General features: G+C 69.0%; 23 protein-coding genes. 10 read left to right on the forward strand and 13 right to left on the reverse strand.

The window, feature by feature from the left end; genetic code table 11:
• Positions 1-8 precede the first annotated feature (8 nt).
• Together folB and folK are read left to right on the forward strand one after the other, a co-directional pair.
• Positions 9-374, forward strand: a complete 366-nt coding sequence (gene folB, locus BLP83_RS04970) for a dihydroneopterin aldolase (RefSeq protein WP_091239623.1) — start codon at positions 9-11, stop codon at positions 372-374.
• The gene (folK, locus tag BLP83_RS04975; protein ID WP_091239624.1) at positions 371-862 is read left to right on the forward strand and encodes a 2-amino-4-hydroxy-6-hydroxymethyldihydropteridine diphosphokinase; all 492 of its coding nucleotides are present in this window, start codon (positions 371-373) and stop codon (positions 860-862) included. Before folB ends, folK begins: the two co-directional genes overlap by 4 nt.
• Here the strand turns inward: folK and BLP83_RS04980 are convergent.
• From BLP83_RS04980 to pssA, 13 genes are all read right to left on the reverse strand, one after another.
• A complete protein-coding gene (locus BLP83_RS04980; RefSeq protein WP_176764014.1) occupies positions 859-2508 on the reverse strand; it encodes a GGDEF domain-containing protein in 1650 nt (549 codons plus the stop codon). The two genes, folK and BLP83_RS04980, sit on opposite strands and share 4 nt — an antisense overlap.
• Complete coding sequence (locus tag BLP83_RS04985; protein WP_091239628.1) at positions 2486-2899, reverse strand: response regulator; 414 nt, start codon at positions 2897-2899, stop codon at positions 2486-2488. Before BLP83_RS04985 ends, BLP83_RS04980 begins: the two co-directional genes overlap by 23 nt.
• Positions 2896-6852 carry a PAS domain S-box protein gene (locus tag BLP83_RS04990; protein ID WP_091239631.1) on the reverse strand — a complete coding sequence of 1319 codons (3957 nt, stop codon included), beginning with the start codon at positions 6850-6852 and terminating at the stop codon, positions 2896-2898. The genes BLP83_RS04985 and BLP83_RS04990 overlap by 4 nt, the downstream gene beginning before the upstream one ends.
• 2 nt (positions 6853-6854) lie before the next feature.
• Entirely contained in the window at positions 6855-7736 is an 882-nt protein-coding gene (locus tag BLP83_RS04995) for an HDOD domain-containing protein (protein ID WP_091239633.1), read from the reverse strand.
• Between the two features lie 254 nt (positions 7737-7990).
• Complete coding sequence (gene rimI, locus BLP83_RS05000) at positions 7991-8470, reverse strand: ribosomal protein S18-alanine N-acetyltransferase (RefSeq protein WP_425388964.1); 480 nt, start codon at positions 8468-8470, stop codon at positions 7991-7993.
• Entirely contained in the window at positions 8467-8841 is a 375-nt protein-coding gene (locus BLP83_RS18970; protein WP_091239636.1) for a hypothetical protein, read from the reverse strand. Before BLP83_RS18970 ends, rimI begins: the two co-directional genes overlap by 4 nt.
• On the reverse strand, positions 8838-9485 hold the full coding sequence (locus BLP83_RS05010; RefSeq protein ID WP_091239639.1) for an ABC-type transport auxiliary lipoprotein family protein: 648 nt from the start codon (positions 9483-9485) through the stop codon (positions 8838-8840). Before BLP83_RS05010 ends, BLP83_RS18970 begins: the two co-directional genes overlap by 4 nt.
• Complete coding sequence (locus BLP83_RS05015; RefSeq protein ID WP_091239642.1) at positions 9482-10396, reverse strand: MlaD family protein; 915 nt, start codon at positions 10394-10396, stop codon at positions 9482-9484. The genes BLP83_RS05010 and BLP83_RS05015 overlap by 4 nt, the downstream gene beginning before the upstream one ends.
• Before the next feature lie 100 nt (positions 10397-10496).
• Positions 10497-11336, reverse strand: a complete 840-nt coding sequence (locus BLP83_RS05020) for an ABC transporter ATP-binding protein (RefSeq protein WP_091239645.1) — start codon at positions 11334-11336, stop codon at positions 10497-10499.
• A gap of 172 nt (positions 11337-11508) precedes the next feature.
• On the reverse strand, positions 11509-12306 hold the full coding sequence (locus tag BLP83_RS05025) for an MlaE family ABC transporter permease (protein WP_091239647.1): 798 nt from the start codon (positions 12304-12306) through the stop codon (positions 11509-11511).
• Positions 12303-12632, reverse strand: a complete 330-nt coding sequence (locus BLP83_RS05030) for an STAS domain-containing protein (RefSeq protein WP_091239650.1) — start codon at positions 12630-12632, stop codon at positions 12303-12305. Before BLP83_RS05030 ends, BLP83_RS05025 begins: the two co-directional genes overlap by 4 nt.
• On the reverse strand, positions 12629-14350 hold the full coding sequence (locus BLP83_RS05035) for an ATP-binding SpoIIE family protein phosphatase (RefSeq protein WP_091239653.1): 1722 nt from the start codon (positions 14348-14350) through the stop codon (positions 12629-12631). The genes BLP83_RS05030 and BLP83_RS05035 overlap by 4 nt, the downstream gene beginning before the upstream one ends.
• The gene (gene pssA / locus BLP83_RS05040) at positions 14347-15123 is read right to left on the reverse strand and encodes a CDP-diacylglycerol--serine O-phosphatidyltransferase (RefSeq protein WP_091239656.1); all 777 of its coding nucleotides are present in this window, start codon (positions 15121-15123) and stop codon (positions 14347-14349) included. Before pssA ends, BLP83_RS05035 begins: the two co-directional genes overlap by 4 nt.
• Positions 15124-15289: 166 nt before the next feature.
• Between pssA and BLP83_RS05045 the strand changes: the two genes are divergently transcribed.
• The 8 genes from BLP83_RS05045 to BLP83_RS05080 all read left to right on the forward strand — a co-directional run bounded on the left by BLP83_RS05045 (position 15290) and on the right by BLP83_RS05080 (position 22662).
• A complete protein-coding gene (locus BLP83_RS05045) occupies positions 15290-15790 on the forward strand; it encodes a DUF4124 domain-containing protein (protein ID WP_176764015.1) in 501 nt (166 codons plus the stop codon).
• Between the two features lie 297 nt (positions 15791-16087).
• A complete protein-coding gene (locus BLP83_RS05050; protein ID WP_176764016.1) occupies positions 16088-16705 on the forward strand; it encodes an RNA polymerase sigma factor in 618 nt (205 codons plus the stop codon).
• Positions 16698-17138, forward strand: a complete 441-nt coding sequence (locus tag BLP83_RS05055) for a cupin domain-containing protein (protein WP_091239664.1) — start codon at positions 16698-16700, stop codon at positions 17136-17138. Before BLP83_RS05050 ends, BLP83_RS05055 begins: the two co-directional genes overlap by 8 nt.
• Before the next feature lie 53 nt (positions 17139-17191).
• Entirely contained in the window at positions 17192-17749 is a 558-nt protein-coding gene (locus tag BLP83_RS05060) for a COG4315 family predicted lipoprotein (protein ID WP_218121196.1), read from the forward strand.
• A 295-nt stretch (positions 17750-18044) separates the two neighbouring features.
• Positions 18045-19028, forward strand: a complete 984-nt coding sequence (locus BLP83_RS05065) for a DUF3034 family protein (RefSeq protein ID WP_091239667.1) — start codon at positions 18045-18047, stop codon at positions 19026-19028.
• Positions 19029-19071: 43 nt separating this feature from the next.
• Entirely contained in the window at positions 19072-19527 is a 456-nt protein-coding gene (locus BLP83_RS05070) for a group I truncated hemoglobin (protein ID WP_091239669.1), read from the forward strand.
• Between the two features lie 504 nt (positions 19528-20031).
• The gene (locus BLP83_RS05075) at positions 20032-21738 is read left to right on the forward strand and encodes a proline--tRNA ligase (protein WP_091239672.1); all 1707 of its coding nucleotides are present in this window, start codon (positions 20032-20034) and stop codon (positions 21736-21738) included.
• 315 nt (positions 21739-22053) lie between these two features.
• A complete protein-coding gene (locus BLP83_RS05080) occupies positions 22054-22662 on the forward strand; it encodes a hypothetical protein (protein ID WP_143006544.1) in 609 nt (202 codons plus the stop codon).
• The last annotated feature ends 47 nt before the right edge of the window (positions 22663-22709 follow it).

The raw sequence follows: 22709 nt of genomic DNA on the forward strand, positions 1-22709 counted from the left end.
GACTGCGCATGGACAAGGTTTTCATCGAGGCGCTCGAGATCGAGTGCCTGATCGGCATTTACGACTGGGAGCGGCGCATCCGCCAGCCGATCGTGCTCGACATCGAGATGGCCTTCGACAACCGCGTGCCCGCGGCTTCCGACGATATCCGCGACACTCTGGACTACAAGGCGGTCAGCAAGCGTCTGATGCAGTTCGTCGGAGAATCCGGCTTCGGCCTCGTCGAGACCCTGGCGGAGCGCTGTGCGGCGATCATCCTCGACGAGTTCAAGGTCAGCCATGTGCGCCTCAAGCTGTCGAAGCCGGGTGCGGTGCGCGGCGCCCGTGCGGTGGGCGTGATCATTGAGCGCACTCGATCCGACGCTGCGGCATGAGCTTCGCCCTGCTCAGCCTGGGCAGCAACCAGCAGCCCGAGCATTACCTGCGTCTCGCGGCAGACGCCCTGCGCCAGCGTTTCCCCGGCGCGCGCTTCTCACCGGTCTACCGCACGCCGGCCGTGGGCTTCGAAGGCCCGGATTTCCTCAACGCGGCGGCGGCGATCGACAGCGACCTCGACCCGTTCGCGCTCAACGACTGGCTGCACGCGCTCGAAGATGCCCATGGTCGGCGCCGTGATGTGCCGCGCTTTTCCTCGCGCACTCTGGATATCGACATCGTCTATTTCGATGCGCTGGTGCTGGAAGGGCCGGGAAACCTGAAGCTGCCGCGCCCCGAACTGAAGCACGCCTTCGTGCTCAAGCCGCTGGTCGATCTGGCCCCCGATCACGTCGATCCGGTGCTGGGGTGCCGACTCGATGCGCTCTGGCGGCGAAGCGGGCTGTCCTCGCCGGCGGTGGATGGGCTGACGCTCGAGGACGTCTAGGCCGGGCCCGTGGCGGTGCTCGCCGAAACGCAGCGGTTGCGGCCCTGCGCTTTCGCCGCATAGAGCGCCTGGTCGGCGCGCTCGAGCAGGCTGCCGGGGGTGTCTGCCGGAACAAGGCTTGCGAGGCCCGCGCTGAAGGTGCAGGTCCAGGCGGTGCCGGGGCCCTCGAATTCGATCTGCGCGAACTCGCGGCGCAGGCGATCGACCAGGCTTAGGGCGTCCTGCGCGCTGCAGTCCTCCAGCACCAGCAGGAACTCCTCGCCGCCCAAGCGGCCGGCGAAGTCCGAACCGCGAAGGCGTCTGCGCAGGCTGTTGGCCAGCGTTCTCAGCACGATGTCGCCGGCTGCATGGCCATGGGTATCGTTGACGCGCTTGAAGTGGTCGAGATCGATCAGCGCCACGCTCAGCGGCTGGCTTTGAGTGGCCGCGCGCGCCGCGGCCGCGGCCAGACGCTGGCGCGCATCGTTCTGGCGCAGCAGGCCAGTGAGGCCGTCGCGCGTCAGGCCCGACGCCAGCGCGCGTCCGCGCCGGGCGCGACTGATCACCTGCGCCACCAGCAGCTCGGGCGCGATCGGTTTGCTCAGGAATTCTTCGCCGGCCGCGGTCAGGGCCTCCACCTGCCGTGAGCGCTGCGCCGACAGGAACAGGATGGGCATCTGCAGCCAGGCGTCGCTGTAGCGCACGGCCTGGGCCAGCTCCAGCCCCGAGCAGCCGGGCAGGTTCAGGTCCAGCACCAGGACATCCGGGCGGAATTCGTCCAGCACCTCGAACAGGGTTTCCGGCCGGCTGAGCACACGCACGTCGAGCCCCGCCGCCGCCAAGGCCAGTCGATAGCGCTCCAGCAGCAGGGCATCGTCGTCGACCAGCAGCACCCGATGGGGGCGCTGCTCCTGCGCCAGCGTCAGGACTTGCAGCACGCGCTCCAGGGAGGGCAGGTCGAGCGGCGTGGTCAGCAAGGCCTTGGCACCGCGCCGGACAGCGCCCAGACGCTCTGCATAGCCGTCACGCGGAATCACCAGGATCAGGGCGCGGCTCGGGGGAACCTGCCCCTCAGCGGTCGGCGACGCCGTGCACTTGATCACCAGCTCACAGGGCTCGGCGCATTCCCCGGGCACGGCCCGCCGTGTTTCGAAACCGTAGGCCTGCACCACCGACTCGACGGCGGGCGACAGCCACTGGTAGGGGTCGATGATGAGCGCCCGCGGCGGCCCCTGTGCGGGAACGTCTTTCGCTGCCTCGGCCGCCCGCGTTGCGCCAGGCGTTGCGGGGTCGGCTGGCGCTTTGTCTTCAGCGGCCATCGGCGCCGCCGAGGCGGCGGCCGCGTCGAACAGCGAGGCGAGCTCAAGGGGGGGCTGCAGCGCGCCGAGCGCCGCCATCGCCTCGGCCGCCGGTTGACCCGCGTCCTGCGCAAGCCGCAGGGCATGTTCGAGCGACTGCAGCTGCGTTCCCAGATCGCTATAGCCGAAGCTCAGGCTGGAGCCGGCGAGGCGGTGCACGGCCTCAATCAGCGCCGGCGCAGGCACCGCCTGGGCGCACTGGCGGGCCAGCGCCTGCGCCGATGACAGCTCGGCCTGCAGCTGTGCGAGATAGTCCCGGGCCAGGCGCTGCAGCGCCTGCCGGGCCTCAAGCCCGGCTGCGTCGCTCACGAAGCGCTTCCCACTCGTCGAGCACCGTCCGGTACAGGCGCATGGCATCGAAGGGCTTGATGATGACGCCCTGCGCGCCTTCGGCCCGATAGGCCTCGATATCGCTGGGCTGCACCTTGGCCGTCATGAACATCACCAGTCGATCCTCCAGCGGCATGCGCCCGGCGAGCCCACGCAGCGTGGTCGGTCCGTCCATGCCTGGCATCATCACATCCAGCAGCAGGATGTGCGGGTCGAAACCGGGGGCGTTTTCCAGGGCCTCAGCGCCGCTGGCGCAGGACAGCAGGGTGAACTGGCCGACCTGGGTCAGCGCGATCCGCGCGATCGCCCGGATCGCAGGGTCGTCTTCGACATGCAGGAGTCGAAGGCCCTGTCCTTTGTCGCCGCTCATCGCGGGCTCCTTGCGGTCTGGGTGTCGGGAGAGGGCTGGCTGAGCAGCAGCCGACCGATGTCGGCGAGGCGGGACTTGGGCGTGCCCGCCTTGCCCAGGACCGCGGCGAACTGCAGGGTGGCGTCCGGGCTCAGGGCCTGCTCGCTGAAGACCAGCACCGGCGGCGCGGGATCCTTGGGCAGCAGGGGAAGCAGGGTCCGCCCGTCGCCGTCCGGCAGCACCAGGTCGAGCACCACTAGATCGAAACGGCGCGCCTGGATCGCCACACGGGCCTGCGCGAGGTTGCGGGCGAATGTGATTTCGCCCAAGGGGCGCAGCGCGGCAGCGATCTGCTTCAGGCTGTCTTCGTCGTCCTCGACGCAGAGAATCTGCGTGTGTTCACGGCTTGCCCGGCGGCCAATCAAGGTGTGGAGTGCGCCGGTCAGTGCGGGAAGCCGCAAGGGTTTCTGCATGCGCGCGGTGTTCGGATCCAGCGCCGGCAGACGATCCGCATGCCCGCTGACGACCAGCACCGGCAGGTCGGCGGTCTCCGGGGTGCCTCGCAGCCACTCGAGAAGATCCTCACCGCGCTCTTCGCCCAGCGACAGGTCGAGCGTGATGGCCTGCACGTCCGCCTTGGCAAGTTGGGTCTTCGCTGACTCCATGGAGTCGGCGTGCAGAGAGTCGAAGCCCTCGCGTTCCAGCAGCAGCTCAATCACCGCCGCCATGTCGGGGTCGTCCTCGACCACCAGCACGCAGGGGCGTGTGGATGACGGTGTGGGCTGGATTGCCTGAGCCGCTGTTGTGGTCGGCATCACCGGCAGCCGCAGCCAGAAGCAGCTGCCCCCGCCCTCGCGCGGCCGATAACCGATGTCGCCGCCCAGACGGCCCGTGAGCTCGCGGCTGATGGCGAGGCCGAGGCCGGTGCCCTCCTGGCTGCGGTCGCTGCCGCCTTCGGCCTGGGCAAAGCTCTGGAACAGCTGGTCGCGGAAGGCTTCCGGCACGCCGCGACCGCGATCCAGCACCTGCAGCTCGACCGCCTCGTCCACCAGCAGGGCTTGGATTTCCACGAGCCCGGCGCGCGGCGAGAACTTAATCGCGTTCGAGATCAGATTGGTCAGGATCTGGCTGAAGCGGCCGGGGTCGGTGTTGAGCTGGACATCCGGGGGCGCGTGCAGCTGCACCTTGACGTCGAAGCGCTCGGCGTAAGGCTGCAGGGCCGCCACGGTATCCACCAGCAGGCCGCCCAGGTTCTGCAGTGACTTGTTGAGGCTGATCTTACCCGCCAGCAGCTTTTCGAGATCGAGCAGGTCGCCGACCAGGGAGCCCAGGCGGCGGGCGTTGCGCTGGGCCAGCTGCAGCAGGTCATGGGCCTCATTGGGCAACTGTCCGAGCGCGCCGCCGACGACCAGGTCGAGCGCGCCCGAGATCGACGTCAGCGGCGTGCGCAGCTCGTGGCTGACCGTGGAGACGAACTCGGACTTGATCCGCTCCAGGCGTTTGCGCTCGCTGATGTCCTGCACCACGCTCAGGATGAGCACCTCGCCGCTGCCGCCCGGCTGGAAGCGCACCCCGTGCAGCAGCACCGGAATGCGATGGCCGTCGGCATGCAGGTATTCCTTCTCGTAGGGGCCATAGCGGCCCAGCGACTGCAGCTTGCCGAGCTGCACCCGCTCCAGCGCCTCGTAGTCGATCGGCGTGATGTCCCAGTAGCTGAGCCTGCGGAAACGCTCCTCGGAATAGCCGAGCATGCGGTAGAACTCGGGGTTGGCCTCGAGAAAGGCGCCGTCTTCCATCCGCTTGAGCGCGATGCCGACCGGCGACAGCCTGAACAGCTCCGAGAGCTTGGCCTCGCTGGCGCGCAGGGCTTCTTCGGCGCGCACGCGGGTGGTGATGTCCAGCACCTGCGACACGAAGTACAGGGGTTGGCCCTCGCTGCCACGCACCAGGGAAACCGCCAGCATGGCCCAGACGGTCGCACCCTGCCGGGTGATGTAACGCTTGCGCAGCTGATAGCCCGGCAGCTTGCCGGCAAGGGACTGTCTGACCAGCTCGAGGTCGATGGCGAGATCGTCGGGATGGGTGAGCTGCTGGAAATCGCCGGAAAGCAGCTCTTCGGCGCTGTAGCCCAACATGTTGCACAGGGCCGGGTTGACCTGAAGAAAGCGGCCATCCGGGGCCACCAGGGCCAGTCCCAGGGCTGAGGCCCGGAATGCCCCCGCAAACCGGTCTTCCGATTCCACGCGGGCGCGCGTCTCCTGGGTCAGTTCGGTGAGGTCGATCGCGATGCCGACGAAGCCGTTGGGACGCCCAGCCGGGTCGCGGATGGCGCTCACGCACAGCCGCACCTGGCGCCGCCCTCCGTCGCGTCGGATGTAGGTCCACTGGCGGGTTTCGACGATGTCGCGGCGGGCAGCGTCGACAAAGACATCGAAGCCCTCGATGCTGCGGCCCTCGCGTTGGCTGAGCTCGCGAGCGCGCGCCTGGACCTCTTCGGGGTCGTGAAAGATCGCCGGCGTGCAGTGGCCGATCATGTCCTCGGCGCGATAGCCGAGCAGGCGCTCGGCGCCGGGGCTGAACAGGCGGATGGTGCCATCCACGTCCGTGGCGATGATCGAGACGTCGAGCGCACCGGCGACAATCGACTGCAGTTGCGCCAGCGCCTGCTCCATGCGCTCCTGCGTCCGGCGTAGTTCGGAGACTTCGATATGGGTGCCGGCCATCCACAGAGGCTGGCCCTCGGCGTTGCGCGACATCACCCGGCCGCGATCGTGCACCCAGACCCAGTGGCCGGCCTTGTGCCGCATGCGGCAGACGAAGTCGTACTGCTCGGCTTCGCCGCGGAAGTGCGCCTGCAGGCGCTCCTCGGACCCAGGCAGGTCGTCGGGATGGGCGAGGTCCAGCCAGGTCTGGATGCTGATCGGCGCGAGTTCTTCGAGGGTGTAGCCGACGATCTCGGCCCAGCGCGCATTGAAGCGCGTCTCGCCGGTCTGGACGTTCCATTCCCAGGTGCCGGCCCGGGTGCCCTCCAGCACCATCGCCAGGCGGCGGCGTTCCTCTTCGAGCGCGAGCTGGGCGTGACGGCGCTGGGTGATGTCATGCATCACCACCTGGGCACCTTCGGTGTTCCCCCAGGTGTCCCGGACAGGGCCGCCGCTGGCCAGCACGAAGCGTGGCGATTGGCCGCGCGCACGGATGCAGAATTCGACATCGCGCAGGGTTTCGCCGCGATACGCGCGTACCAGGGGGATGCGCTCGGGGCTCAATCGCGTTTCGCCGTCGGCTTCGTACAGGTCGAAGCGCTCCGCCCATTCACTCTGCGGCACGCGCATCGGGTCGCAGCCGTGCCAGGCGCGGGCGACGCCGTTGAAGTGGCTCAGTTCGCCTTGGGCGTTGCAGGCGACGACCCCATCGGGCAGGGCCTCCAGCAGCTGCGCAAGCGCGCGCTCGCCGCGCTCGGCCCGTTTTTGCGCCAGCCGCGCTTCGATCAGGTGCGAGCCCAGGGCGGCGAGCGTCGCCAGCTGCTCGCGCTGGCTGGGGGTCAGCGAGCGCGGCTCGGTGTCGATCACGCACAGGGTGCCGATCGGATAGCCGCCGGGGCCCTGCAGTGGAGCGCCTGCATACAGGCGGATGGCGGGCGCGTCGGTGACCAGCGGATTGTTGCGGAAGCGCGGGTCCTCGCGGGCGTCCGGCACTTCCATCACCGCGTCGCCCAGGATGGCGTGCGCGCAGAACGCAAGTTCACGGGGTGTTTCCGTCGCGTCGAGACCCACACGGCTCTTGAACCACTGCCGGTGCTCGTCCACCAGCGACAACAGCGAAATCGGGGTTCCGCAGATCGAGGCCGCGAGGCGGGTGAGATCGTCGAAGACCGCCTCGGCTTCGGTATCGAGCAGCTCGGCCACCCGCAGCGAACGCAGCCGCTCGGCTTCATTGTCCGGGAGCGGGGCGCCGCCAGGGAGTTCGCTGCGCATGGCTAGAACTTCAGGGTTTCGATCAGCTGGCCGACTTCGGCAGCCGACTCGCGCAGGATTTCCTGCAGGGTCTCCTCGCCCACCAGCATGTCGATCGAGGCCGCGCGGGTGGCGGCCGGCTGAGCGGGATCCTGCCAGCGCAGCGGATGCGCCACCGGGGCCAGCACATCGGCCAGCAGCAGGGTGTCCCCCAGGGTTTCGGGCGGCAGTGACAGCATGCCCCGCCAGTAATCTTCGATGCCCTCGATCACCGCCGCCGGCACCTCCAGCTTGCGCAGCACGGCGAGGCCCAGATCGCGCTCGACCCGCTGGTCGGTGTCGATATCCGTGCCCTCAGCGGCGTCGGCCAACTCCACCGCCAGGGGCGCCTCGACCTTGAGCAGGCTCGGGTACTGCACCGAGCGGGAGATCAGATAGAAGCCCCCGATGTCATGGACCAGGCCCGCGAACAGGGCGCTTTCCGGGTTCTGGCCGGTGACTTTCTGGGCCAGCACGCGCGCCAGCGCGGCCACGTGGGCCGTGCGTTCCCACAGCTGGCGCGCGACCGTCTGCTGGGCAGGGCTGCCGGTGCCTCCGGCCATCTGCCGTGTCACCAGGGCCATCGCCAGCGTACGCAATGTCGTGAAGCCGAGCCGGTTGACGGCGGTCTTGACGTCGGCCACTTCGCGTCCGCTGCGGTTGTAGGCCACCGAATTGGCCATGGCGACGACGCGCGCAGACAGCAGCGGATCGGCCTGGACCAGGCGTGCGGCTTGATCCACCGAGCAGTTCGGATCGTCCAGCGCCGATTTGATCTTGAGCGCCAGCTGCGTGTGGGTCGGGAAGCTCAGCTCACCGCTCGCGGCGTCGCGGGCGATGCTGCGCAGGGCTTCGAGTCGGTCCATGGGGTCCTTGGCGGAGTGGGCGGCGGGTCCGAGGCCCGGTGATGCAAGTTCCTCGCCGCGCCAGGCGTCATCGCCCCGGCGTCGCCGCGGGCGATACCTCGCGGCGTTCTGGTGTAGCACATTCGGAGGAGGGACGGGACCGCAGGCAAGCGGAATCCGGTCGCCGCCTCGGGCCCAGCCTGCGCCTTCCTGCAGCGGGTGCTGGCGCCCTGTGGGCGTCCGCGCGCCGGGGACGAGCCGCACCCGCAGCCTGCCTATTCGCTGTCGGGAAGCAGCTCAAGCGCCATCACGATGGCGTCCTCGCGCCCGCCTGCGGCGGGATAGTAGTTGGCCCTGCGGGCGATCTCGTTGAAGCCGAGGGAGTCGTACAGGGCCACCGCACGCGGATTGGAGGGGCGAACCTCAAGGAAGATGCGCTCGGCGCGGTGCCAGCGGGCGAGGTCGATCAGGCGCCGCATCAGGCGGCGGCCGTGGCCCTCGCCCTGGTGGCGCGGCGAGACGCAGACGTTGAGGACATGGGCCTCGCCGGCGGCGGCACTGAGCACACCGTAGCCCAGCAGCTCGACCCCTGAGTCCAGCACCCAGCAGGCGTAGCCCGCGCGCAGGCAGTCGCGGAAGATCGTGTGGGTCCAGGGAAACGGATAGGCCTCCAGCTCGATGCGCATGACCGCGTCGATATCGGCCTCGACCATGGGCCGCAGCTGGACGCTGGCGGGGGCAGGGCGTGCGTTCACGGCGACTGCAGGCGTCGACGCAGTGCGCGCAGGGCGGGCCAGAGCGCGCGCTTGGCCGAACCGTCGCGGCGTAGAACCTCCAGCGGCGGCAGGCAGAGGGCTGCGCTCGCATCGAGCCGATCGATGGCCAGCAGGGGGGCTGTCCCTGCCTGCTCGGGGCCGATGTCCTCCGGCCCCAGATCAAGCGCGCGCAGCACGGCCAGCAGCAGTCGATCCTCGCGCAGCGTCTCCAGCGGAGCCGCAGCGACGACGCGAAGTCGCGCAGGCGGCATCGGTCGGGGGCGATCGCGCAGGCGCAGGGGGCGCAGCCCCAGGGCCGCGGCCAGGCGCAGCTGTTCCGCAGGCTGCGCAGCGGGCGCCAGACGGCTCATCGGTCGGCTCCCTGCAGGGCCGCATCAAGATCACGCAGGAAGTGGCCCAAGGCTTGGTCCGTCGCTTGGCCCAGCGCCATGACCGAGGCCGCCAGACTGTCGTTCTCGGCACGGACTGCAGCGGCGTATACGCCCTCGACCAAGGGCAGGCGGCCGTCACGTGGGTTGGCGCGCAGCCTGAAAGTGACCCGAGCCTCGTAGCCGGCGTCTTCGGTAGGGGCGCGTTCGAAACGTTCGATGCGACCGCCGATCCACAATCCCCGCTGGCCGGCAGGCAGTTGGTCAGTGACCCGGTCGGCCGCGCCCGCCGCCTGCAGCTGCTGGATGAGTCGCCTCTGCAGCAGATAGCCCGGCGGGTCGACCCACAGGTTGTAGTGGTAGGCACGCAGCCGCTGCCCCTGCGGATCGAGTGCATACAGCAGGGCCTGGTCTGCGTGCAGGCCATCGGCCTCAAGCCGCTGGACGACGAGGGGAAGCGCGCTGACCTGTGTGAACGCGGCCGCGCGCTCACTGGCCGGCAAGCGGTGCCAGGTGGTTTCGGGAATGCCCGGCGCGCTGGCGCAGCCGGTGAGTGCGGCAACCAGCAGCAGGATCAGGCTTCGCCAGCCGGTGCCGCGCAGGGAGCTCAGCGGACGCGGGTTCATTCGACCGGATCCTGGGGCGGGGTGTAGATCAAGCGGCTTGGATTGCGCCGGATCTCGCGGGTGAACTCATCCATGTTGCGGCTCGAGCTTTCCAGATGATGCGTGATGGAGTCGATGCGGCGGGCGATGGTGCCCAGGGTGCGTTCGAGGTCGGCGACGGCCTCGCGCAGGTCGGGCCGGTTCTCGTCGACGGTGGCGTTGAGCGACTCCAGCAGCCGGTCCGCGCGCGCCTGGGTGGCCGAGAGTTCGGCCGAGAGCTGCTGGACGTTGGCCAGACTGGCGCGGATGGCCTCGCGGTTGGGCGCATCGAGGATCGCATTGACGCCGTCGGCGGCCGTGTTCAGCCGGCCCATCAGGGCCTGCGCCTCGCTGAGCAGGGCCGGCGCACTGGCGTCCACCGCGGCGCCGATCGACTCCAGCCGCACGGCCAGGCTCTCGAGCATCGGCCGCAGCCGATCCTTCGAGAGCGCGTTGACCTCGCCGGCCAGATCGGCCATGGCCACGAACAGGTCGGCGCCTTCGCGGCTCGCGAGCTCTTCGCCCTCGGCCAGCATCGCGCCGCTTTCCCCCTCGCGGATCGCGATCGCCACGTCGGCCAAGAGGCCGGTCGATTGCAGCGCGGCGATGCTGTCTTCGGGGATCGGCCAGTCCGCGCGTACCGCCAGCTCCACCCGGTAGCGGGTGCGGCCCTGGCTGCGGTCCGGGTGGATCTCTTCGACCTGGCCGATGCGGAAGCCTTCGTAGAACACCGGCGCGCCCGGGGCCAGGCCGGTGACGTTGGCGTAATGCGTGTGGTAGCGCAGCGCCTTGCCGCTGCGCCCGGTGATCGAGAACAGGGCGAACAGCAGCAGGCCGAAGGCGACCAGCACCACCGCACCCACCAGGCTGTAGTTGATCCCGTCGCGCTTCATCCGCTCATCCCGTGGCTGGTGGCGCAGTTTAGGCGTGCGGGTTGCCAGTCGCGAGCGCAGCTCGACGATTGCCGATTCCCCATTCCCGATTCCCGGCGTCTCATCCCTCTTCCTCCGTCAGACGCTTGAGGTACTCATCCACGTTGACCTCGATCTCGCGCGGGCGACGGTTCAGCAGGTCCTGGATGCGCGGATGCTCGGAGGCCCGTACCTCGCTCACGGTGCCGGTCATCAGGACATTGCCGTGGTCGAGCACGGTGATGGTGTCGGCGATCTTGAAGGCCGACTCCAGCTCGTGGGTCACCACCACGATGCTCATGCGCATGGCGTCGCGCAGCTGCAGGATCAGCTCATCGAGTTCGGCCGAAACCACGGGGTCGAGCCCCGCCGAGGGCTCGTCGAAGAACAGCAGCTTCGGGTCCATCACGATCGCCCGCGCCAGCGCCGCGCGCTTGACCATGCCGCCCGAAAGCTGGCCCGGCATCAGGTCCTGGAAGCCGCCCAGATTCACCACCTCGAGCTTCAGGCGGCTCATGATGCGGATGGTGTTCTCGTCGAGCCGCGTGTGCTCGCGCAGCGGCAGGGCGACATTCTCGCCGACCGTCATCGAAGTGAACAAAGCCCCGCCCTGGAAGCTCACGCCCAGCTGCCGTCGGATCGCCAGCATCTGCGTGGGCGAAGCGTGGGCGATGTCGGTGCCGAACAGCCGCACCGTCCCGGCCGCGGGCTTCTGCAGGCCCAGCAGATGCCGCAGCAGGGTGCTCTTGCCCGAACCCGAGCCGCCCATGATCACGCGGATCTCGCCGGGCTGAACCCGGAAGTCGATGCCGTGCAGGATGCGCCGGCGCCCGTAGTAGGCCTGCAGACCGTGGACGTCGATGAGCGGCTCGGCGGTCGCCGAGCCGCTGGGATTGGGGATTGGGGATTGGGGATTTGTCATGGGCGACTCCTTGGGGAGTCGCCGGGATTGGGGATTCGGGATTCGGGATTCGCAGCAGCCAGAGCGGGTGCGCAGCAAGCTCTCGTCGGCGGGTATGGCGCGAAACGACCACAGCAAGGCGCGCCGAGCGCTGCTCGACGAATCCCGAATCCCGAATCCCCAATCCCGACTCTCATCGATTGAGGAAGAACGAGAACAACATATCCGCCACCACGATCGCGCTGATCGACAGCACGACGGCGCGGGTGGTGGCGCGGCCGACGCCTTCGGCGCCGCCGCTGACGGAGAAGCCCGTGCTGGTCCCGATCAGGGTGATCAGCACGGCAAACACCACGGACTTCGACAGACCCTCCCAGAGGTCGCGCGGCTCCAGCAACTGCAGGGTGCGGTGCAAGTAGGCGCCGACCTCCATGTCCAGCGGGCCGGAGGCGTACAGTCCGGCGCCAGTGAGCGCGACCAGGTTCGCGAACACGGTCAGCACCGGCACCATCACCAGCATCGCCAAGAGTGCGGGGGCCACCAGATAGCGCACCGGGTCGATGCCGGTCACCGCCAGCGCATCGACTTCCTGCGAGACCACCATCGAACCCAGCCGCGCGGCCAGCGCCGAGCCGGTGCGGCCGGCGACCACGATGGCGGTGATCAGGGCTCCGAACTCGCGGGTGATCGACTTGGCAGTGGCGATGATGACCTGGCTTTCGGCGCCGAACTCGCTCAGCGCGGCGATGAACTGGATGCCCAGCATCACCCCGATGGTCAGCGACAGCAGGCTGATGATCGGCAGCGCGTCGACGCCGATCTGGCGCATCTGTTCGGCCACCATGCGCGGCCGCACCGGCTGCCCGCGGGCCCAGCCGGCGCCGATGAAATAGAGGCTCTCGATGAACAGCATGGCGGCGTAGCCGAGTTCGCCCAGCACCTGCACGCTGCGGCGGCCGACGCGTTCGAGCAGGGCGTTCGCCGCTTTCATGCGGGCGCGCCGCCCTCCAGCGACTCGTGGATCTCGAACACGCGGTCCAGTCGCGCCAGTTTCAGCACCGAGCGCACCGGCGCGCTGACCGCCACCAGCACGAAGCGCTGGCCGCGGCCGCGGGCGTTCTGGAAACCTTCGACGAGTGCGGCGATGCCCGAGCTGTCGATGTAGCGCACGGCGGCGAGATCCACGGCCACCGGACCGCCGCTGTTGAGCGCGGCCAGCACGGCCTGGCGCACCTGCGCCGACCAGCTCAGGTCGACTTCACCGGCGAGACGGACCACGGTGTGGCCGGCTTCGCTCAGGGTCTGGCAGTTGTTCATGCGATCGAGGCTCCGGCGTCGAGGGCAGTGGGGCAGTGTTCGTTTACGGGGCGGTCGGCCGAATCCAGACGCCGGAGCATCCACAGGCGGTTGCCGCCGCCGGCCAGCGGCGTGAGTTTCCAGGCGTCCATCAGGGTGTCGATGAAGCACAGGCCGAGCCCGCCGGGGCGGCATTCATCGAGATCGCGCGGCTTGATGCGCTCGACGTCGACACAGGCCGCGGTGTCGCTCAGCACGAAGTGCAGGGCAGCGTCCTCGCGCCGGATCAGGAGCTCGATGCGGCCGCTGCCACAGCCACCGCCAAAGGCGTGGCGGATGATGTTGGCGCAGGCTTCGTCCAGCGCCAGCACGAGTGCCGCGCGGAGATCGCCCTCGATGCCCTGCTGTTCGAGCACGGCATCGACTGCATGGCGCATTGGCATCAACTGCACGGCTTCGGCGGGAAATTCGATGCGCAGCAGGGCGGGGGCCTCGCCTTCGATCACCATCAGCGTGGTGTCGTCAGTGACCGTCATCCGGCGCAGGCGCCGCACCAGCGCACGCAGGCGCGCTTCCGGCGGCAGCAGGCGCATCTCGCCCACCGCATGCTGCACGCCGTCGACGCCCAGCACCTCGCCATCATCGCCGCGCACATCGGTGATGCCGTCGGAGAACAGATACAGGGCGGCGCCGTCCAGCGTGGTCTGCTGCTCGGGGTAGCTCATGCCATGCACGATGCCCAGCGGCGGGCCCTCGGCCTCGAAGCGGGCGAAGCAGCCGGCGCGGTCCACCCGCAGCAGCGGCGGAAAGCCGGCGTTCGCCCACACCGCCTGCTGGCGGAAGGGGTCGTAGTAGCCGGCCACCGCGCAGACGAACATGCCGGCGGCGATCGCCTCCATCAGCTCGTCGTTAGCGCGTGCCAGCCACTGGCCCGGCGGCAGGCCCTCCTTGCCGGCCCAGCGCAGCAGGCTGGCGCAGCGGACCATCAGGAAGGCAGCGTCGAGGCCCTTGCCGGCGACGTCGCCGACGGTGAAGGCGATGCGTCCATCGGGCAGCTCGAAGAAGTCGTAGAAGTCGCCGGAGATCTCGCGTGCGGGGAAGTTCAGCGCGCGCAGCGGGAACGCCCCGCGCCGGCGCTTGGGCAGCAGCGAGCGCTGCAGGCGCCGGGCCATGGTCAGTTCGCGCTGGATCCGGTTCTGCCGAACCACGACCTCGGCGAGGCGGGCGTGATTCAGCGCCAGCGCGGTGGGCGCCGCGAGCAGGCGCAGCGAGTCGGCATCGGCGTCGTCGAAGGGCGCGCCACCGCGCTTGTTCAGCACCTGCAGGGCGCCGATCGCGCCCTCGGTGGTCATGATCGGTGCGGTCAGCACGCTGCGCGTCTCGAAGCCGGTGCGCGCGTCCAAGGTGCGGCCGGCGAAGTCCGGGTCGGTGTGTGCGTCGCGCACGATCTCACAGGCCCGGCGCGCGATCGCGCGGCCGACCAGGCCTTGATCGAGCCGCAGCGTCAGTCCGCGGATATCGACCGGGCCGTGGCAGGCGCGGCAGACGATGCGCGGCTGTGCATCGTCGATAAGGAACACTGCCGAGGCCTCGGCGTCCATCGACTCGGCGATGATCTGTGCGACCTGGGTGAGGGTCTGCTCCAGGTCGATCGACACCGCCAGCCGCTGCGAGAGATCCGCCAGCCGCGCCAGCAGGCGCTGCTCGGTGGCCTCGGCGGGCGCGGCGGCGGAACTCATCCGCTGCGCCGACGCAGGCGTCCGATCGCCCAGCCGACCGGGCCGGAGAGCGCGTACAGCCAGGCCACCGCCAGCAGCACGCGCTCAGGCGCGATCGCCAGCGCCACGAACAGGCCAAGCGCCCCCAGGATCACCACGAAAGGGACGCGCTCGCCGAAGGGCAGGGCCTTGCCGCTGTGGTAGCGGATGCGGCTGACCATCAGCAAGGCGGCGATCACGGTCACCGCCAGCGCGGCGTATTCAAGGTCGGCGCCGCCATAGCCGAGCTTGGTCGCGGCCCAGACGAAGGCCATCAGCGAGCCGGCCGCGGCCGGGCTGGCCAGACCGATGAAGTAGCGCTTGTCGACCACGCCCACCTGGGTGTTGAAGCGCGCCAGCCGCAGCGCCGCGCAGGCCGCGTACAGGAAGGCCACGGCCCAGCCGAGCTTGCCCCAGACCGGGCCGTGGTACACCAGGTTCGACAGCGACCAGTGGTACATCACCAGGGCTGGCGCCATGCCGAAGCTGACCAGGTCGGCCAGCGAGTCGTATTGCACGCCGAACTCGCTCTGGGTGTTGGTCATGCGCGCGATGCGGCCGTCGAGCCCATCGAGCAGGCCGGCCACGAACACCGCAATGGCCGCGCTGGTGAAGTCGCCGTTGGACGCGGCGATGATCGCGTAGAAGCCTGCGAACAGGCCGCCGGTGGTGAACAGGTTGGGCAGCAGGTAGATGCTGCGGCGCGGTGGCGGACGGGGCGTCTCGCCGCTCGGGCCGGTATCGGTGGCGGTCATGTGGCTGGCGGCAGGGCACCCGGACGCGGGTGCGAACCGGCCAGAGTGTACTTGCATCGGCAGTGCCCTTCAGGTGGCCGCCTCTGCCGCTGGCGCCGCCGCGCCTTGCCAGCGCACGGGACGGGTGCTACCAAGTGCGCACCCGCAGCCCCAAGGATTCCGCGCCATGCGCCTGCCGATCTGCTCCACCGCCCTGCTGTTCAGCCTTGCCCTGGCTGGCCTGTCGACCGAGGCCGCCGCCACCGAGGTGTATCGCTGGAAAGACGCCAACGGCGTGACCCAGTACGGCGAACGCCCGCCCGAAGGCGTGCAGGCCCAGCGCGTGGCACTGCGCGCCGAGCCCAGCGTGGCCCCGGCCCCGCCGGCCACCAGCGCTGCCGCCACTCCCGCGTCGGTCGATGACCCCAACCTGAGCCCGGATGAGCGCGCCGAACTGGCCCGCCAGCGCGCCCTCGAAGCCGCCGCCGATGCCCGTCGCCAGAGCCGCGCCGCGGCCTGTGCCCGCGCCCAGCAGAACCTGCAGGTGCTGCGCGCCAATGACTACGTCAGCCTGCGCGACGGCGAGACCACCCGCACCCTGACCTCGGCCGAGCGCCAGCAGCAGATCGCCGAGAACGAAGCTGCCGAAACCGAACACTGCGCTCCGGATGTCGATTCGGAGGGGTGATCGAATCGGGTGGATCCTGCGCGACCGCGGCGCCGGGGGATGCTGCGGTTCCTCGCAGGCTTGTATCGCCTGCGGGCAGGCGCCCAGCGAGAGCCGGCGCCTTGCCCGGCATCGCCGGCGGTGCAGTCCAGCCGCGTGCGGTGAGCCGATGGGGCGTCCCGGTCCTGGCCTTGCGGTCTCGTCCCGGTCGAAGGCGCCCTCCGAGGCGCGGCGCCGACGCGCCGCCCGGCTTCTCGCCTCGGCCACACTTCGGAACGGATCCTGCATCGCGGCGTGACCTCGCCGAGCCTGATGCGGATGCCGCCGATCCCCCCTCCGACGCATGAAGACACAGCGGCCGAAGCCTTGCGCCGGATCGGCCTGGTGCTGCGCATGGCGCAAGGCGAGCAGGCGGCGCTGGCCGAGCTGTTCGACCGCTGCTCGGGGCGCGTGCATGCCTTGGCCCTGCGCGTGCTGCAGCGGGCCGAGGATGCGGAAGAGATCACTCTCGACACCTTCTCCCAGGCTTGGGAACGTGCACCCGACTACGACCCGCAGCGCGGTGAGGTTCTGCCGTGGCTGCTGGGCATGGCCTGGAGCCGGTCCATCGATCGTCTGCGCCGCGAGCGCCGGCATCGCCGCACCGAGCCGCTGCATCCAGACGTCGACGAAGGTTCGTATGCGCAGGCAATGAGCGCAGACACCGCCGACCTGCTGTGGGACCGACTCGACGCCGACACGGCGATGGCGACGGCACGCAGCCGCCTTACGCCTGCGCAGCAGCAGATGCTTGCCCTGGCCTTCGTCGAGGAACTGAGCCACGGCGAGATCGCCGAGCGCACGGGCGTGCCGCTGGGGACCGTGAAAAGTCACCTGCGCCGCGCCTTGGAGCGTCTTGCCGCGCTGCTGGGTGGGCGAGGACAGCGCGATGACTGAACGCATGCCTGCCGACGAAGTCGCGCCTCTGGCCGAGTGCGCGCGCGATCGCCTGCGCGAGCGTCTGCTGTCGCGTGCAGACGCGGGGGGCCAACGCGCGCCCGCGCCCTGGGTGCCGACCTTCGAGGGAGTCGAAGTGCAGACTCTTCGATTTGATCCTCAGACCCGCCAGCAGATCACGCTGTGGCGACTGGCCCCGGGCGCGCGCATCCCAAGGCACAGGCACAGCGCCCGCGAAGAGTGTCTGGTGCTCGAAGGTGCGATCCTGCACGCCGGCCAGCGCCATCCCGCGGGTGACTTCCTGGTCGCCGAAGCCGGCTCGCGTCACCAGCCCTTCGATTCGCCGGAGGGCGCCCTGCTGCTGATCCGCGGCGAGCCGGTGCCACGCCTTGGGCGGGCGCTGCGCTGGCTGCTGCGTCGGCTGCGGCTGTAGTCTCGCCCTGCGGCTTCCCTCCCTGTACTTCAGCTCGACAAGAGGTCTCTCCCATGAATGCGCTCGCTCACGCCTCCGCCCTCGCTCTGCTGATGCTGGCCAGCACGGGAGACGCTGTTGCCCGCCAGGCGCCCGACAAGCCCGCCGCCAGCAGCAGCATGTATGAGTCGACCCGTCCCCCTGCGACCGATGAGGAGCACGCCGCTGTGCTGTCGGCGCTGCCTGCGGAAGTCTCCGGCGCTCCCGCTGTCTTCGTGCGCGGCTATCTGGTCGATCGCCGCGGCATGACGCTCTACATCTTCGAGCGTGACCGTCCGGGCGTGAGCACCTGCTACCGCGCCTGCGAGAAGCTGTGGCCGCCGCTCTCGGCCGATCTCGATGCCGTCGACTTTGGCGAGTTCAGCGTGCTTGAGCGCATGGATGGTTCGCGGCAGTGGGCTTTCCGCGGTCAGCCCCTGTACTACTGGCCCTACGACAAGCGCGCGGGCGACGTCATGGGGGACAACGTCAGCGGCGTCTGGCACATCGTGCCCGACCCCGCGGCAACGGCTGCGCCTGCGCCTCAGCCTGAGCCCATCCCTGTCCCCAGCGACGAGTACCAGTATCCCTGAGGTGCCAACGCTCAGGCCTACCCGGGGTTTGAGCTCTCTTGCGGGTCGGCTCGCGCCCGGACTCGCTGTCGTACTCGCCTTGCGGCTGAATCCTCACCGCCCCGTGTCCTGGCGCGACCGGCGCCGGCAGGCGCGATCGCGCCCGTCGAAGCCGCGCGCATCCGTACTTGCGTGAGCTTCGGCGGCCGATCTCGAAAACGCTCTGCAACTCCGCTGCATCCAGGCTGCCCCGTGCCTGCGTAGTCCACTCGAGCCGGGTGCCCCCGGTTCTGGTTCGGACATCACAGGAGTTTGCATGCCCCCGCTCTCGAGACACGCATATCGCGCCGCGACACGTGACATCGTCGCCCCAGGAACGTCGGCAGCCTGCAGGGCCAAGCAGCCCTCACTGCGCCGCGCAGCCAGGGGCGTAGCCCTCGCCGCCGGGCTGCTCCTCACCGCGACGGCCAGCGCCCAAAGCGAAGCGGGCGGCGCCAAGCGCTTCGGCGGCAAGCTGCTGCTCACCGGCGGCGTCACCCAGGTCGAAGGCGCGGGCGGTGGCGGCCTGACACCCTGGGCCCTGATCGGCGGCTATGGCACCCGCGACCAGATCGGCGCGAACGCCTACTACACCCGCGTGGGTCTCGACGACTACACGCTCGACAGCTACGGCGCCCTCATCGGCCTGTACGACCGCGTCGAGCTGAGCGTTTCGCGGCAGCGTTTCGACACCGAGAACGTGGGCGCGGCGCTGGGTCTGGGTCGCGGCTTCGCCTTCACCCAGGACACGCTCGGCGTGAAGGTCAAACTCGCCGGCGATGCCGTTTACGAGCAGGACCGCTGGCTGCCGCAGCTGGCGCTGGGCGCGCAGTACAAGCGCAACGACCAGCCCGACGTGCTGGCCTTCGTCGGCGCACAGCGTCGCGATGATGTCGATCTGTATCTGGCTGCCACCAAGCTCTACCTCGACAGCAGCCTGCTGGTGAATGCCACCCTGCGCTACACCCGCGCCAACCAGTTCGGCATCCTCGGTTTCGGCGGCGACAAGCGCGACAGCCGCAGCCTGGAGCTCGAAGGCAGCGTGGCCCGCCTGCTCAGCCCGAACCTGGCGCTCGGCGCGGAGTTCCGCAGCAAGCCCGACAACCTCGGCATCGCCCGCGAAGACCACGCCTGGGACGTGTTCCTGGCCTGGGCGCCCAACAAGCACGCCGCGCTGACCCTGGCCTATGTCGACCTCGGCAACATCGTGATCGAGGACGACCAGCGCGGCTGGTATCTCAGCCTGCAGCTCGGCTTCTGATCGCCGCGCACGCGCCCCCACACCCGACTTCCGGAGACACCGTATGACCCCTTCCCTGCGTGGCGCCCTGCTGGCCGCCGCCCTCGTCCTTGCCGGCCCTGCCGTCGCCGAGCCCATGAACCCCGCGCCCGCCCACCCCGAACTGCGCCCCGTGCTGGCCGAGTTCGGCGGCGTCGAAGGCCTCACCGTGCTGATGGACGACTTCATGCAGCGCCTGCTGGCCGATGACCGCACCCGCGAGTTCTTCGAGTTCTCCGACCAGGCGCGCGTCAAGCGCCAGCTGGTTGAACAGTTCTGCGTGATTCTCGGCGGCGACTGCGTCTACAGCGGCCGCAGCATGGCCGAATCGCACGAGGGCCTTGACATCCGCCGCGGCGAGTTCAACGCGCTCGTCGAGATCCTGCAGGACGCGATGCAGGCCAAAGGCGTGCCGTTTGCGGCCCAGAACAAGCTGCTGGCCAAGCTCGCGCCGATGCATCGCGAGGTTGTGACGCGCTGAAGTTTGCCCCGCCCGGCGGCTCCAGCCCCTCTCGCATGTGGGCAAGCGCAGGAGGGCAGTAGTCGGCTGCCGCTGACAGCCGACGTTCTACCGAGGCCGAGAGCAGCCGAGGCAGCTGGGGAGGCTGGTGAATCCAGCGGCGAGCGTCCCCCCTCTCCCCCGGCCCCTCCCCCACGCGGGGGAGGGGAGTCTGGCCGCCGCGACAGCATCCGAGGCGCCGCGCCTCGTAGCAAGACAGGACGCGAGGGGCCCGAAATTGAAGCCCCTCTCCCCTGGTGGGAGAGGGGTTGGGGAGAGGGGGCAACGTCCGCGAAACGGCTGATTGCCAGGCCCCAGTTCCTTTTCCACCCAAGTAGCCGCGACGCCGCTGCCCTCCTGACGCGATGGGCGCGCCCGCGACTGCAGCCTGCAGGGCCACGCTCCACTGGAAGCGCGCCCCGCCGCTGGCGCCCCGGCCCGTGCCCGCTACAATCGGCGGCCCTCGCACCCCAGCCGGATTTGTCCATGCGTCTGTCGCAGTTCCCCATCACCACCACCAAGGAAACCCCGGCCGACGCCGAAGTCGTCAGCCACCAGCTGATGCTGCGCGCCGGCATGGTGCGCAAGCTGGGCGCCGGCCTCTACACCTGGACCCCGATCGGCCTGCGCGTGCTGCGCAAGGTGGAGGGCGTGGTGCGCGAGGAAATGAATCGCGCCGGCGCGGTCGAAGTGCTGATGCCTTCGATCCAGCCGCGCGAGCTGTGGGAGGAAACCGGCCGCTGGCAGAAGTTCGGCGGCCAGCTGCTGAAGATCAAGGACCGCAAGGAGGCCGAGTACTGCTACGGCCCCACCCACGAAGAAGTCATCACCGACTACGCGCGCAGCGAGCTGTCGAGCTACAAGCAGCTGCCGCGCAACTACTACCAGATCCAGACCAAGTTCCGCGACGAGATCCGCCCGCGCTTCGGCGTGATGCGCGCACGCGAGTTCCTGATGAAGGACGCCTATTCATTCCATCTGACGCCCGAGTGTCTGGAGCGCGAGTACTGGAACATGTTCGCCGCCTACGAGCGCATCTTCAGCCGCCTGGGCCTGAAGTTCCGCGCGGTGATGGCCGACTCCGGCGCGATCGGCGGCAATGCATCCCAAGAGTTCCACGTGCTGGCCGAGTCCGGCGAAGACCTGCTGGCCTACTCCGAGAACAGCGACTACGCCGCCAACGTCGAGAAGGCCGAATCCCAGGCCCCGGCCGGCCCGCGCCCTGCGGCCACCGAGGCCTTCGAGAAAGTCAGCACGCCGACCCAGAAAACCTGCGAAGACGTGGCGGCGCTCCTCGGCCTGCCGCTGAACCGCACCGTCAAGTCCGTGGCCGTGATCGGCGAGCAGGGCTTCGTGCTGGTGCTGGTGCGCGGCGACCACAGCGTCAACGAGATCAAGCTCGGCAAGGTGCCGGGCCTCGCCGACTATCGCCTCGCCACCGAAGCCGAAATCAAGGACACCCTGGGTGCCGAGCCCGGCTTCCTCGGCCCCATCGGCGCGCCCAAGCCCTTCCAGCTTGTGGTCGACCGCGAGGTCGCGGTGATGGCCAACTTCGTCTGTGGCGCCAATGAAAACGGCTTCCACTTCCGCGGCGTCAACTTCGGCCGCGACCTGCCGGAGCCTGCCATCGTCGCCGACGTGCGCAGCGTGATCGAAGGCGACATCGCCCCCGACGGCAGCGGCCCGCTCAAGCTGGCCCGCGGCATCGAAGTCGGCCACGTGTTCCAGCTCGGCCAGAAGTACGCCGAGGCCATGCACGCCACCGTGCTGGATGAGAACGGCAAGTCGCGCGTGATGTACATGGGCTGCTACGGCATCGGCGTCAGCCGCATCGTCGCCGCCGCCATCGAGCAGAACTTCGATGCCAACGGCATCATCTGGCCCGAGCCCATGGCCCCCTTCCAGGTCGCCGTCTGCGTCATCAACCCCAAGAACGACCCCAAGGTCACCGAAGCCGCCGAAGCGCTGTACCTGAAGCTGCTGGCCGAAGACATCGAAGCCGTCCTCGACGACCGCGGCCTGCGCCCCGGCGTGATGTTCTCCGACATCGAACTCATCGGCATCCCGCACCGCGTCGTCGTCTCCGAGCGTGGCCTGGCCGCCGGCACCTACGAGTACCGCGCGCGGCGGGCGAGCGAGAGCGAGAACCTGGATGAGGCGGGGTTGATGGAGCGGTTGGTCGGCGCTGAGTGAGAGGAGTGCGACGCCCTCGGCGGATCGGCTGGCATGTGCCACACGTCGTGATCTGATCACTGTATTCACAGCGAACGCCCGGCACGTTTGCTCGCTCGCCCGGGCCGACACTACGGCTCGGGTTCTGGCTTGGCTTGATGTTCGGGTCGATGGAAGAGTCGGTGGATGCCTCGCGTCCGGTCGGTAAGGCGTTTCGCGATGCGCGCGGTCTGGCTCTTTGCCTGCATTCAAGGCAGGCGCATTCTTGTGGCCGAGAGCCGCAGCAAGCCGAGCCGCTTGTGATGCAAAGGGCTCTCGATCGCCGAAGGCCGGATGATGTCTGAGATCCCCGATGAAATCGCCGAGACTGCCGAGCGCGTGCGCTTCTTGGTGCTCGCTATTCAAGGTTTTGATGAGTGCGTAGCGCTGGCTAGGCTGGCCTCAAGGATGCTGGACTCTGCTGAGCACCCAGCGGTGCGCGGCATTCTGGTCGGCATGACGGCATGCTACGGAAGGATCTTCAAGAAGAGCTTTGGTCTTGGCACTCTTCAAGGTACGGACTATGAAGAATTCGACACTCCGGAACTCAGAAGAGCCCACCAGTTCCTCTTGAGCTTGCGAGACAGCCGGCATATGCATCTCGATGCTGACGTCGCTGCTTTGAGTAGAGAACTTGGAGAGAAGGTCACTGCAGAGAGCCGGGATCCGAAAGAAGCGTTCCCGGTACACGTTTGGCTAAAGGAGGATGGAAGCCTCGTCCTTGAGCCTGAGATGAAGGATCTGGATCGGGCGAGACTGCCGGACGTAATCGAACTTGCGATGCTTCAACGTCAGCGAGTTGATGAGGAGCTTCAGCCTCTTCTAGGGGAGCTCGTCAGCGTGTCTGCTCCGCTAGTGCGAGGTGTCAGGTACAAGCTGGGCGAGTCGTTTCCCTTGCAGTCATAGCCGCAACGCCCTTCCCGTGGTGCGCTTTCGCTCACTTTGGTCGCAGT

Source organism: Aquimonas voraii (genome assembly GCF_900101825.1).
Taxonomy (GTDB): Bacteria; Pseudomonadota; Gammaproteobacteria; order Xanthomonadales; family Xanthomonadaceae; genus Aquimonas; species Aquimonas voraii.